Here is a 13,300-nt window from a genome sequence, read left to right as displayed (position 1 = left end):
AGGACCGTCAAAGCTATGACCGTCCTTTCTCTATTTCTGTACTCAAGAGTACAACATTTCAAATATCAATTGAGATATTCAGCTTAGAATGCAAAATGTTCTGCATCTAATGCGAGTAACGGTTCTACACCACCAGCAATCACGTCAACGTGTGAGCGAACACGTGGAAGAATCTTCTTGAAGTAGAAGCGAGCTGTAGTAACTTTTGCGTTATAGAAGTCAACTTCAGTTGTCCCAGCAGCAAGTGTTTCTTGAGCCACAAGTGCCATACGTGCCCATAGGTAAGCAAGGGTGACATAACCAGAGAAGTAGAGGTAATCGACTGCTGCAGCACCCACTTCATTTGGGTTTTGCATTGCTTTCATACCAATTTGCATTGTGAGGTCACCCCACTCTTTGTTCAGCGCAGCAAGTGGTTCAACAAATTCTTGCATTGCAGCATTGTCTTTGTTCGCTTCGCAGAATTTGTGAACAATCTTAGTGAAGTCTTTCAACATTGCACCTTGAGTACCCAAAACTTTACGACCTAATAAGTCTAATGCTTGGATTTCTGTTGTTCCTTCGTATAGACACGCAATACGTGTATCACGAACGATTTGTTCCATGCCATGCTCTGAAATAAAGCCGTGACCACCAAACACTTGAACACCGTGTTTTGCAGACTCTGAACCTGTTTCAGTTAAGAATGCTTTTGCAATTGGAGTCAGTAGAGACAAGATGTTGTCAGAGTATTTACGTTCTTCTTCTGTCGCACCTTGCTCAACCACGTCTGCATGTAGAGACAATAAGTAAACCAGTGCACGACCACCTTCAGCAAATGCTTTTTGTGTTAAAAGCATGTTACGTACAGCAGGGTGAACAATGATAGGGTCTGCTTCTTTTTCTGGGGCTTTAGGGCCAGTCAGTGAACGCATTGCTAAACGGTCTTTTGCATAAGCAAGCGCACCTTGGAATGAACCTTCAGATGCCGATAAACCTTGAACTGCTGTACCAATACGAGCAGTGTTCATGAAGGTAAACATGCAGTTTAAGCCACGGTTTTCAGGTCCAATCAGGAAGCCTTTTGCGTTATCAAAGTTGATCACGCAAGTTGAGTTACCATGGATCCCCATTTTGTGTTCGATTGAACCACAACGCACTGCGTTACGTTCACCGACAGAACCGTCTGCATTTAGATTGAACTTCGGTACGATGAATAACGAAATACCTTTGGTACCTTTAGGCGCACCAGGAAGACGAGCAAGGACGATGTGAACAATGTTCTCCGCCATGTCGTGCTCACCCGCAGAGATAAAGATTTTCTCGCCTGTGATTGCATAGCTACCATCTGCCTGTGGTTCAGCCTTGGTACGGATAATACCCAAGTCAGAACCTGCATGGGATTCAGTTAAGCACATGGTACCTGTCCAAACACCTGAAACAAGGTTTGGTAAGTACGCATCTTTTTGCTCAGCTGAACCGTGGTGTTCTAAAGTACGTACTGCACCATGAGAAAGACCAGGGTACATACCCCAAGCCCAGTTCGCAGTACCGACCATTTCAGAAATCACGTTACCTAAAGAAACTGGTAGACCTTGACCGCCATATTGCTCTTCAGCAGAAAGAGATGGGAAGCCTAATTCGATATATTTCTGATACGCTTCTTTAAAGCCTGTTGGCGTGGTAACAACGCCATCGTTCCATGTACAACCTTCACGGTCACCGCTTTGGTTGATTGGAGATAATTCGTTTTCACAGAAATCTGCAGCTGCGTCTAAGTATTGGTCAACCAATTCACGGCTTACGGTTTCCTGAAATGCAGGCAGTTTAGAATAATGTTCTTCTGCGTTAAGTAACTCATGCAGTACGAATTGCATATCACGTAAGGGCGCTTTGTATTGTGGCATCTCGTTTTCCTCAATACTGGTTTAACCAGCTTATAATCCTAATAAACATAAAAACGTGTCTTCATTGACACGTGTTGGAATGGTTCAATCGTGCAACATCTTCTAATTTGGTACAAGCGTTTCAGGGGCTTTTCTTGGTGACTGTAAAGTCAAACAAATATTATTTAAAATCGCTAAGTGGGTTGAGTGTAAACAGTTTTGGCTGTTCTAGCATGACATAAATAGTCAAAAAGCGTAAAAAGTTATGTCCAAGAAAAAAGGCGCAGAATGCGCCTTTGAACTGAAACTATCTTTTAAGATGCTTGATTTGGAGCTGGAACGGGTGGTTTTGGTTGGAAGTGAACCATACATTTACCATCCACGGTCTGCGTACCAACTTTTATTTGAACAGATTTACCATCTGATTGGCCTTGGCAAGCTTTAGCCATAGCTTCTTGGTGCGCTTGACGTTCAGCTAAACGCTGAGCATATTGTTTGGTCAGTTCAGCACGTTTTGCATCGGTTAATGGCTCACCGTGTTGCATATGCATGCCACGGAACTCACCACGATCACCTTGCATAGGTGCCTGTCCAGCATGATCATCTTCCATTGGTGGACGTTCGCCACGTTTCATTTCATCACGGTTTGGTTTAAATGAAATGGCGCAGGTACCATCTAAGTTTTGTTCACCTGCTTTAATTTGTACCGCTGTACCTACTGCCTTGCCATCGCAGGCTTTTTTCATGTCTTGCATGACTTGTTTATGTTCAGCGCGCATTTCTTTAAATTGCTCGCGTTGTTCAGGGGACATTCGACGGTCGTTCTTGTCATGACCATGCATGCGTTGAGGTTGGTCCATATCTTTTGGAGGCTGGGTTGATTGACAGGCAGTCAATGCGCCTACAGATAGAATACTGGCAGTGGCTAAAGCAATTTTTGTCATCTTATTCATGTGTAATTCCCCAATAAAGAGCAGGTGATTTTTGATGATTAAAGATTAAGTAATAATGATGTAGAAACAATGGAGAGTTTTTTAGCACAGTGTTCTATACAATACGAAATGAGAAGAAAAAACTGAGATATGTGTTTTGAAAATTCGTCGCGTACCGATTGCCTTACGCTTATTCCTGACCGTCTTGCTGACCACGTTGGTGATTACCACGGTGAGTTTGGGCGTGTTACATTGGACGATGCAAAAGAATTTTGCTAAATACGTTGCAGATGTGGAAATGCAAAAGCTCGATCATTTGATTGACAACTTGGCAGGTGTGTATAGCACTTATCATGATTGGGGCAATGCCATTCAAGCACAGATTTTACAGATTGAAGGTAAAGCGGATCCTGACGATTATGACCGGCTCTCGCATTGGTGGTTAAGACGGCAATATGATATTGCGTTACAGCAGCGTTATTTTGAAGAACATACTTTTGCGAATCTCCCGCCAACTTTGGCCAAAGCTGATCAAGGAAAACCATTACTTGATCAAGATGAATTGAAATGGTTAGAGCTTAATTTACCGTCAGAATATCAACCTTTTGAAGGGCTTAAATTTCCATTGAGGTCGAATGAAAATGCATTTCGCCCCCCTGAACGCAAAGACGGCAAAGCACCACCAAAGGAAAATCAGAAAAAGCAATTTATCTCAATGCCAGACCGTTTAGGTTTGAGCTCACGTTTATCTTTATATGACGCCAAACAACAATTCGTTGTTGGTGAGCCATCTTCAGACCAAGTTTCATATCGCCCCATAATTGTGGATGAAAAAATAGTCGGGTATTTGGGCCTAAAACCCGTGCTTGATCAAGATGATGCACTGAGTATTAACTTTTTTAGCAATCAGAAACGTTATTTATTATTGGCTTATGGTTTAACTGTTTTTGCCAGTTTGATTGTTTCATTATTATTGGCAACGTATTTTAAACAACCGATTCAGCGACTTTTAAATGGTACACGTGAACTGACGAAAGGTAATTTTCAGCATCAAGTTAAAGTGAATCGAAACGATGAGCTGGGTGATTTGTCCAATGAGCTCAACCAATTGGCGGTGATTTTAGATCAGCATGAAATTTCACGTCGTCAATGGGTGTCGGATACTTCGCATGAGTTGAAAACACCGTTGGCAGTGTTACAAGCGCAGATTGAAGCGATGCAAGACGGTATCCGAAAACCAACGCCTGAGCATTTTGCCTCGATGTTACGTCAAGTGACCAGTTTGAAAAAGCTGACTCATGATTTGGCAGACTTAGCACAAGCTGAAGCGCAGCAATTAAACTGTTATTTTGCAAGCGTAAATCCATGGGCGGTGATTGAGCAAGAAGTGGAAAACTTTAAGCCCAAATTTGAACAAGCTCATTTAAGCATCAGTGTTGAAGGTGAGGGGGCTGAGTTACAACTTGATATTGACCGCTTTAAGCAAATCATGGTCAATTTGTTGGGCAATAGTATTCGTTATACTGAAGCCGGTGGACAGGTTCGTATTCATACTGAACAATCTGCAACAGATTGGACAGTCTACGTTGATGACAGCCCTTATGGTTTAAGTGACGAACAGTTGGCACGACTCGGTGAGCGTTTTTACCGTGTAGATGACTCGCGGACGCGGAGCACAGGTGGTACGGGTTTAGGTTTGGCTTTATCTGCTAAACTGGCGCAAGCTTTAGGTGGCGAATTGAGCTTTGATCATTCGCCTTTGGGTGGTTTACGTTGCAAGTTAACGTTCCCAAAAAAATGAAACACAAAAGGAAGTATGTATGAAACATATTATGCTGGTTGAAGATGAAGTAGAACTTGCACAATTGGTCCGCGATTATCTTGAAGCAGCGGGCTTTGAAGTCAGTATGTTTCACGATGGTCAGGATGCATTTGATAGCTTTACGCAGCGTAAACCGAGTCTCATGATTTTAGACTTGATGGTGCCGCGTATGGATGGTTTAACCATTTGCCGTAAAGTCCGCGAACAGTCGGATTTACCGATCATTATGGTTACCGCACGTACCGAAGAAATTGACCGCGTGCTTGGCTTGAACATGGGGGCAGACGACTATGTGTGTAAGCCCTTTAGCCCGAAAGAATTAGTGGCGCGTGTCCAAGCCGTGTTACGCCGTTTAGAGCGCAAGGCTGAGCCTGAAGATCAGTCTTTATTCCGTATGGATAAAGCGCAGCAACGCATTTGGTATCAACAAAAGCCTTTAAACTTAACACCGACCGAGTTTCGTTTACTGGAGTTGTTTTTAGAGCATGTGGGGCAAGTCTATTCACGTGCACAGTTGCTGGATCATATTAATCCAGACAGCTTTGAAGTGGCTGACCGTGTGATTGATAGTCATATTAAGAACTTACGTCGTAAGATTTCGGATGCAGCTGAAACAGGCAACCGTCATGAATGGGTTCAGGCAGTATATGGTGTAGGTTACCGTTTTGAATATCCTGAAGATTAATTCAGTTGTCTAAACAATAAAAAAGCGGATAAGTCTTAGGCTTATCCGCTTTTTTATGCATTCAGGGGAGGGAGTAAGCAAAAATGACAGTCAGTTTGAATGCGAAATTGCTAAAGCGAGACGGGACAATCGGTGATTTTAAAGGGCAAGACTGGTTGATCGCCTGTGCAAGCGGTACAATTCATTTTTTTATCAGATGAGCATGTGTTTTGAGCAGCGAGACGCCTAAACTTCAGCGCCGTTTAAAGAACCGCCATATTCAATTGATCGCCATGGGTGGCGCAATTGGTACAGGTTTGTTCTTAGGTTCAGCACATATTATTGAATCTGCTGGCCCATCCATTATTTTGGGTTATATGATTGGCGGTTTGATTGCATTTTTAATTATGCGTCAGCTCGGTGAAATGATTGTGCATGAGCCAGTGACGGGTTCATTCAGCTACTTTGCCTTTAAGTATTGGGGGCGGTTTTCAGGCTTTTTAACAGGCTGGAACTACTGGGTACTGTATATCTTGGTGGTGATGACTGAGCTGACCGCGATTGGTAAATATGTGAACTACTGGTGGCCGCATATTCCTGCGTGGGTCTCGGTGCTGGTGTTTTTTGTGGTGATCACATTGGCCAATCTTGCCAATGTCAAACTATATGCGGAGTCTGAGTTCTGGCTGTCGATAATTAAGGTTGTGGCGATTATTGCCATGATCATCTTCGGGGTTTATTTGTTGTTGACGGCTGATGTCGGTTCCACTGCCTCCATCACGAACTTATGGGTACATGGCGGGTTTTTCCCACATGGCTTTGAAGGCTTGTTTTATATGTTGGCCTTTATGATGTTTGCCTTTGGCGGCATTGAGCTGATTAGTATGGCGGCTGCGGAAACCGAAGATCCTGAAAAGAACATTCCAAAAGCCGTCAATCAAACGGTGATTCGGGTTTTCCTGTTCTATATTTGCTCGCTGGCGATTCTTTTGTCTCTGGTGCCTTGGAATCAATTGGATTTGGGTGGGCTAGATAAAAGTCCATTTGTGCTTATTTTTAAGCAAATGGGCATTGATTGGGCAGCGCATTTACTCAATTTTATTATTCTGACTGCATCGGTTTCTGTTTGTAATAGTGGCATGTATGCCAATAGTCGCATGCTATTAGGTCTGGCAGAACAGGGCAATGCTCCACAAGTTTTTAAGCAGGTGAATCGACAAGGGACACCAATTGCGGCGGTTTTATTTTCAGCATTATTGATTTTCGGTTGCGTACTGTTGAATTACTTTTTGCCTGAAAAAGCACTCAGTTATCTGATTTATATTGTGGTCAGTGCTGCGGTGCTGAATTGGATGATGATCAGTTTGATTCATCTTAAATTTAGACAGAGTATGAACAAACAAGGCATTCAAACCAAGTTTCCAGCGTTGTTTGCACCGTTTAGCAATTATTTTGTTTTAGCCTTTATGCTGATGATTTTATATATCATGTGGAATCAAGGCTTTATGCTTTCAGTATTAATGCTTCCTGTCTGGATCCTCGTGCTCTTTGTTTTATTTAAAACATTGAAGCCGAAGAAAAGCTAAAGCGTAGGTAACGATGTTGAAAAGGACTCAATATGAGTCCTTTTTTATTGGTTTTTTGATCGTTTAGGATTCTGATTGATTACTAAATTTAAGCATTTTGAATAATGTTTTAATTTGTCTTTTTACTTTTACGTTTGTTTTAGACAAGGTCGATGAGTCTGTATTCAAATCAGCGAAGCATTCTGCTAGCCATGTGCACGTCACTTAGGGTTGGGTTGTGAGATAGTATCCAAATTTTGCAACAATGCGATCAAATAAGCAACTGAGCAGATAAATGACCTAGATTTCATTCAATCTCAGAGGGTCTTCGTATGAGGTTCACCATAGCTTTTGGATTAACTTGGGTGGCGAGTGAGCGACTTCTATATTCAATCTTTTCGGATTGATATGTATAGATAATTAAATAGGCAAAATTGAGAAAAGAGTGGTTGTATTTCCAACAGATTGAAACAGTGGGTTATTAAGTTGCTTTTTAAGTACTCAAAAACTAATTTTAATGAGTAAGGTTCAGCTGCGGTCATACTGAAAACTATCCACAATTTCTGCGGATAATTTTGGGGGTAAGTCTAATTAAGCTTATTTTTTATGTACGTTTTGGCTTACAACTATTCAAGCGGATTGCGTCTAGGTCAGCCCTAAAATGTTTTATATGATGCAGTCATAGAGAACAGGAAGTTCCAAAACATAAAACAAAAATAATAAGTTCAGCACGAGGATGTGAGGTACGACAGGAGTTATACCTAGCTAAGTGATACGAAAAAAGCCCGACAGGATGTCGGGCTTTTTTTGACCTAGCAAATATTCATTGCATTTTCATTTTGTATTTCTTTTCCAAAGAGAAACAGTATATAAAATGTTGAAAAGTTGCACAGCCTAGATAATATGCGTTCAAACCTATGCATCTGCTTGATGCAGTGATAGGGTTCAGCTTTAGAACATGTAAAAGGAGTAATTAAATTCTGTTCATTCAATACATGTTTAGGTGATGGCTTGAAGTGTAGCAATTCGCTGTTTTTGTGGTTTATTCAACTTGGATACCACGAGTTCATAAGAACTTTGTACTAGATCAATAACTAAATCCGAATCTAACTCTTCATCTTCATAAATTGAAATCCAATGTTTTTTATTCATATGCCAACCTGCATGAATATACGGATAAATATCACGTAGCATCGCGCCGTGGTCAGGCGTGACTTTTAAGTTACTTAAAGCCATACCCTTTAAAGATGAATTGAGCAAAAACATTTTATCCATGACTTTATAGACATCACAACCTTCACCAAAGGGCTGAGTACATGTCACTTCTGGCAGGGCAAGTGCAGCTTTTGCAGCAATAAGATGTAAGGACATGGTGATCATCACTCAATGGGCGAAGCCCTGTGGATATTGTTTAATTTATCCACAGTTTAAGCCAAACGCTTAAGAGGAACAACTCACCATCACCTCTGGAACATCTGTTGATAAAGGTGCTACATCCTCAGCTTTCTCTAGTGCTACATTCCGCTCAAACGGGTGGCTGAGGAGGTCAAATAAGCGTTCGACTTCTGAGAAATCATTCCGTTCAGCCAGTTCAATCGCTTTTTGCGCCATGTGATTGCGTAGGATATAAACAGGGTTGGCTTGTTGCATGGCTGCATCGAGTACTACTGTGTCTTGATTGGCACGAATCTGTTCATATTGCGCAAGGAAACTTTCAAACTGACGGCGGTCAAGGCAGTCATCTTTAATTGTTTCATATTGTTTATTCTGCAAACGAGTAAAGCTCTGTGTGTAGTCGAGCTGTTCGGTTTGTAGAATCCGTAAGAAGGTCATGGCACAGTCAAAACTGTCAGTGTGGAAATGAGGTAAGCCCATTTTCTGACTTAAACCCAGTTTGTAGTGCTCCAAGAACGTGGGTTCATAGTGCTCTAGGCAAGTGGCAAGGTCTTGCTTCCATTGTTCTTTGTCATAGTCTTGTGGACAAAGCGGAATGAGGTTATTCAACCATGTCCATAAGTTCCAGTGTCCAATGCTCGGCTGTTGTTGATAGGTATAGCGGCCTTGGTAGTCGGAGTGATTGTTAATCCAATTCGGACGGAAACGTTCCATAAAACCATAGGGGCCAAAATCGAGGGTTGAACCCGTAATGTTTAAATTATCGGTATTCATCACTCCGTGTGCGAAGCCGACCAGTTGCCATTTGGCAATCATAACCGCAGTCCGTTGAATCACTTGGGTTGCAAATGCCAAAATAGGTTGTTCTGCTTCTAAACATTCGGGGTAATGCCATGCGATGCATTTTTGCGTAAATTCGCCAAGTAAGTCAGGTTGATACTGATTTATCCACTCAAAATGTCCCAAGCGAATATGGCAGTCTGATGTACGTAACATCATTGCACCCAGCTCTAATTTTTCACGTTGTACACCTTGAGTAGACGAAGTAAAACCGACTGCATTACTAGAGGGAATACCTAGTGCATTGAGTGCATGACCTGCCAGATATTCACGAATGACCGAGCGTAAAACCGCACGTCCATCGCCCATACGTGAGTAGGGGGTCGAGCCTGCACCTTTTAAATGTAAGTCGATGGTTTGTTGTTTTTGATCGAGAATTTGTGCAATCAGTAAACCGCGCCCATCCCCGAGTTGGCCTGCCCATTGTCCAAATTGATGCCCAGCATAAACCATCGCAAGTGGAGCGAACTCAGCAAAGGTTTTTTGCCCGCTACAAATCTCTACCCAAGACTGTTTGTCGGCTTCAGACCATTGTAATTGCTCTGCTAAAGCGGCATTGAAATGACCTGCTTTTGCCCCTTTTAGTGGAAGGGGCTGTTGATGGTGATAAAGCTTTGAAGGAAGGAGGGAATAGCGTGAGTTGAACTGCATAGTGAAAGATCACAAGGGATAAGCCATGACCTCATCAATATAGCAAAGTTTTAGTGTTAAGATATATATCCAACCGTTTTAGTCGACTATAAACAACTTGGCACCCTTTGAGGTGGATGAGCGATGGGCTTCAGCTTGATCTGCAACTTGGTAACTCATGCCAGCCGTAAGGGTAAAGCTACGGCCATCATCTAGTTCGGTGTGGAGTTCGCCTTCTAAGCACAACAGAATATGTCCTTTAGAACACCAATGGTCGGCCAAATAGTTCTCCGAATACTCCACCATACGCACGCGAATCGCGTCAAATTGCTGCGTGCGCCATAGGGCATAACCTTGATCACCTGTATGGCGGGTGGTGGGTATCTCGGCCCAGTTGGTGATACCGAATGGGATGTTGTTTATATCCATGTTGTTATCCTTTATGAACTGCTAAAAAAAGCCCCTTGCGGAGCTTTCTTTTGAAACGATTATTAGAAATCAATTATTGTGAAACAGGCGCTTTTTTAATGCTACGCATCAGCGTGGTTAAGGTTTGACGATGATGACCTAAACGCTGTTCAACCAATTGAAATTCAATTTTAAGCTTTTCATCCATTTGATGAATTTTTTCAGCTACAGCTGTTTTCTTGGCTTGAATTTCTTGTTCTTTCAATTTTGCCCAGTCATTTAAGGTCTGGGTGAACGCATCATATTCTTGTGCAATACGAGCTTTTGCTGAGCTGATGTCATCACTGACATTCAGACCATGAACTTCTAAGTCTTGCTCAGCATACTTAAACTTCATCGCAAGTTCAGCTTTTTTGATATTAAAGCTCGGAATACGACGTAAGTTTTTAGCTAAACCCAGTTTTGAGCATGACCAAATCAACCATTTGGTTGGGTCATATTGCCACCATTTCACACCATTACGGTAGTCATATTGGAAAATGTGGTGGTAGTTATGATAACCCTCACCCCAAGTCGCAATAGCTAACCAGAAGTTGTCACGTGCGGTATTTTCATCTGTATATGGACGTTTGCCCCACATATGACATAAAGAGTTAATGAAGAACGTAACGTGGTGGCTGAGGATTAAACGCATTAATCCGCCCAACAATAACACGCCCCATAAGTCACCTACGGCCCAACCAATTGGTAATAAAATACCCGTGTGGACGATGATCACTAAGGGCACATAGTATTTGTGTTGGAACATCACCAATTTATCATTGAGTAAATCGGGTGCATTTTTAAAGTCAGGTTCTGCTGATGGATAGTCACGAAGCATCCAACCCATGTGTGCATACCAAAAACCATTGTTAATCGAGTACGGATCTTTCTCGATATCATCGACATGGCGGTGGTGGGTACGGTGACCTGAACCCCAATATAAAATACTGTTTTGTACTGCAAATGTACCCATAATCATCAAAATGATTTTTAAAGGCAAGCTTGCTTCATAAGCACGGTGTGCCCATAGACGGTGATAGCCAGCGGTAATACCTAAACTACTAACACCCAGTAATACAAACATACTGATCCAAGCGGCTAAGCTGAAATCATGATGGTAGGCATATAACGGAATTGCAATGACAGCCACAATGGGAAGAAAAACCAATGCAAAAATTGCAACCCAGTTAAATGGGGCTTTGGGTAGGGGAGCATTCATCTCCAACAGCACTCCTGAAACCTTGGGAGGTATAAATGGAAGGTCAATCCATTACTTTTTGCATGGATTAAGCTACAGCATATTAGCATGAGCGAACCGTGATTCACTAGCATTATTGTACAGATGTATTGTACTAAACAGTAACAGAATAAGAATGTTTAGATATCGAAATTATCGAAGCATTTTTAGGCACTCTAGTAGTAGAGCGATCAATAGGAAAAGTGAACATTTTCAGTCCCACTGCGCATGTAAAATTCAAGTCAATTTTTGGCTTGTTCAATGAACATCTGCCAAATGTTGTAGCATCATTTTAGGAAAATCGGTAATTAATCCATCAATGCCACAGTCACGTAAATGTTTAGCCCGCTCGATGTCATTTACCGTCCAAACACTAATCGCCAAATTCGCTTGTTGTGTGGCTTTTAACAGGTCATCGGTTGCCAGTTGGTTCATCCAGCCGATTTGGCAACAGCCGTATTTGAGCGCTTGTTCAATCGCAAGATGTTGAATATCGTCTTCAATTAATAAACCCCGTTTTAATGGGGAGTGTTGATCTTGGAGTGCTTGTAGGATTTTAAGATCAAAACTGGTGATGACCGCACTCTGCTCAAAGTCTTTAAGCTGCTGTGTGAGATGTTGTATCAGTCGCTCCGCTTCTGCTTGTGTTTCTACAGCTTTGACTTCAACCTCAAGATGTTCGAAGTCCTGCATAATCTGGAGTGCTTGTCGCAGAGTTGGAGTGCCTTGCTTTTCCCAGTCTAACCAAATATGTGCTTGATTATAGGTATCGAGTTCTGTGCTGTTTAATGGGTAGAGTGCTTGGTCGATACCAGTGGTCCGGAGCATGTTGTCATCATGCATAATGATCAGCTCATGGTCTTTGAGCTGACGAACATCAAATTCGACCGCACGGATGCCCAAATCATGAATATATTGAAAACCGCCGAGTGTATTTTCTGGGGCTTCGCCACGTGCACCACGATGTCCGATGATTCTCATATTGAACCTGATTTATACGTCTTTTGATTGATTGTAGCGCTAAAACATCGGATTGGGGGATAGATTCTAAGGTGGAAATATCAGATATACGTCAATGCCGTGTGTAATAGTTAGAGGTCGGATTGAGTTTGAGTGTAATGCCTCTGCGATATTGGCAATAAGCAATGAAGTCCGAAGAGTTTTACGATGGGTAAATGGTTTGGGTTAGTTTCTCGAAAGAAAAGTAACTTCAAAAAGCCTTCCAGTGAATTGATCACGGGAAGACTTTGAAAAAATCTATTTCGTTCTAAAACTTAGAAACGTTTAAATGGTTTCATTAATATTTTTTTGCCAAAGCACTTCTGAGCCGCCTTCAGCTCGTTGTAAGGCACGGGATGCAACAAAAAGCCAGTCTGATAAGCGGTTGAGCAACTGTAGCGCGGTGCTTTGAATATTTTGATCACGGGTGTGTACCGACATTAAGCTACGTTCAGCTCGGCGACATACCGCTCGCGCTTGGTGTGCGTAGCTACATGCTAAAGAACCTGAAGGGAGAATAAATTCTTTCAGCATGGGTAAGTCTTCATTCATACGGTCAATTTCTTGTTCAAGAAACTCAATACAAACTGGTTGGAGCAAATGATAGTTTGGAATACAGACTTCACCGCCTAAATCGAAGAGCCAATGTTGAATGAGGCTCAAGCTTTTATCCCATGTTGCTTTTTCCGTGATTTGGCTTGCACTAATTTGAGCACGAAGTACACCAATTGTTGAATTAAGCTCATCGACATCGCCCAGTGCGGTAATTCTTAGATCATCTTTAGTCACACGTGATCCATCGCCCAGACCTGTGGTGCCTGAGTCGCCAGTACGGGTATAAATTTTACTTAAACGGTGGCCCATAATTTGTCCTGCCTAAAGAATGAAAAAAAGGATAATG

Annotated in this window: 11 protein-coding genes; 3 read left to right on the top strand and 8 right to left on the bottom strand. The window is 42.1% G+C overall.

Annotated elements, in window-relative coordinates:
* Positions 1 to 83 precede the first annotated feature (83 nt).
* Together B9T36_RS15805 and B9T36_RS15800 are read right to left on the bottom strand one after the other, a co-directional pair.
* A complete protein-coding gene (locus B9T36_RS15805) occupies positions 84 to 1,886 on the bottom strand; it encodes an acyl-CoA dehydrogenase C-terminal domain-containing protein (protein WP_086210419.1) in 1,803 nt (600 codons plus the stop codon).
* A 293-nt stretch (positions 1,887 to 2,179) separates the two neighbouring features.
* A complete protein-coding gene (locus tag B9T36_RS15800; RefSeq protein WP_086210418.1) occupies positions 2,180 to 2,818 on the bottom strand; it encodes a hypothetical protein in 639 nt (212 codons plus the stop codon).
* A 136-nt stretch (positions 2,819 to 2,954) separates the two neighbouring features.
* On the opposite strand from B9T36_RS15800, the gene baeS reads away from it, so the two are divergent.
* The 3 genes from baeS (at position 2,955) to B9T36_RS15785 (ending at position 6,869) form a co-directional block, all read left to right on the top strand.
* Positions 2,955 to 4,598 carry a sensor histidine kinase efflux regulator BaeS gene (baeS, locus tag B9T36_RS15795; RefSeq protein ID WP_086210417.1) on the top strand — a complete coding sequence of 548 codons (1,644 nt, stop codon included), beginning with the start codon at positions 2,955 to 2,957 and terminating at the stop codon, positions 4,596 to 4,598.
* A gap of 19 nt (positions 4,599 to 4,617) precedes the next feature.
* The gene (locus B9T36_RS15790; protein ID WP_004983596.1) at positions 4,618 to 5,304 is read left to right on the top strand and encodes a response regulator; all 687 of its coding nucleotides are present in this window, start codon (positions 4,618 to 4,620) and stop codon (positions 5,302 to 5,304) included.
* Positions 5,305 to 5,513: 209 nt separating this feature from the next.
* The gene (locus B9T36_RS15785; RefSeq protein WP_086210416.1) at positions 5,514 to 6,869 is read left to right on the top strand and encodes an amino acid permease; all 1,356 of its coding nucleotides are present in this window, start codon (positions 5,514 to 5,516) and stop codon (positions 6,867 to 6,869) included.
* A 978-nt stretch (positions 6,870 to 7,847) separates the two neighbouring features.
* Here B9T36_RS15785 and B9T36_RS15780 read toward each other — a convergent pair.
* The 6 genes from B9T36_RS15780 to B9T36_RS15755 form a co-directional block, all read right to left on the bottom strand.
* On the bottom strand, positions 7,848 to 8,219 hold the full coding sequence (locus tag B9T36_RS15780; RefSeq protein ID WP_086210415.1) for an MmcQ/YjbR family DNA-binding protein: 372 nt from the start codon (positions 8,217 to 8,219) through the stop codon (positions 7,848 to 7,850).
* Positions 8,220 to 8,288: 69 nt separating this feature from the next.
* Complete coding sequence (locus B9T36_RS15775; protein WP_086210414.1) at positions 8,289 to 9,734, bottom strand: protein adenylyltransferase SelO; 1,446 nt, start codon at positions 9,732 to 9,734, stop codon at positions 8,289 to 8,291.
* A 78-nt stretch (positions 9,735 to 9,812) separates the two neighbouring features.
* Positions 9,813 to 10,142 (bottom strand): DHCW motif cupin fold protein, encoded by a 330-nt coding sequence (locus B9T36_RS15770; RefSeq protein WP_086210413.1) that lies wholly within the window; start codon positions 10,140 to 10,142, stop codon positions 9,813 to 9,815.
* A gap of 73 nt (positions 10,143 to 10,215) precedes the next feature.
* Positions 10,216 to 11,382 (bottom strand): acyl-CoA desaturase, encoded by a 1,167-nt coding sequence (locus tag B9T36_RS15765; RefSeq protein ID WP_086210412.1) that lies wholly within the window; start codon positions 11,380 to 11,382, stop codon positions 10,216 to 10,218.
* 276 nt (positions 11,383 to 11,658) lie between these two features.
* The gene (locus B9T36_RS15760) at positions 11,659 to 12,381 is read right to left on the bottom strand and encodes a glycerophosphodiester phosphodiesterase (RefSeq protein ID WP_086210411.1); all 723 of its coding nucleotides are present in this window, start codon (positions 12,379 to 12,381) and stop codon (positions 11,659 to 11,661) included.
* A gap of 303 nt (positions 12,382 to 12,684) precedes the next feature.
* Positions 12,685 to 13,263: a cob(I)yrinic acid a,c-diamide adenosyltransferase gene (locus tag B9T36_RS15755; protein WP_086210410.1), complete on the bottom strand. Its 579-nt coding sequence runs from the start codon at positions 13,261 to 13,263 to the stop codon at positions 12,685 to 12,687.
* Positions 13,264 to 13,300 lie beyond the last annotated feature (37 nt).

Origin of the sequence: Acinetobacter sp. ANC 4204, assembly GCF_002135205.1 — a bacterium.
In the GTDB taxonomy this organism is placed as follows: Bacteria; Pseudomonadota; Gammaproteobacteria; order Pseudomonadales; family Moraxellaceae; genus Acinetobacter.
This window is presented reverse-complemented; position numbering and strand designations above follow the sequence as displayed.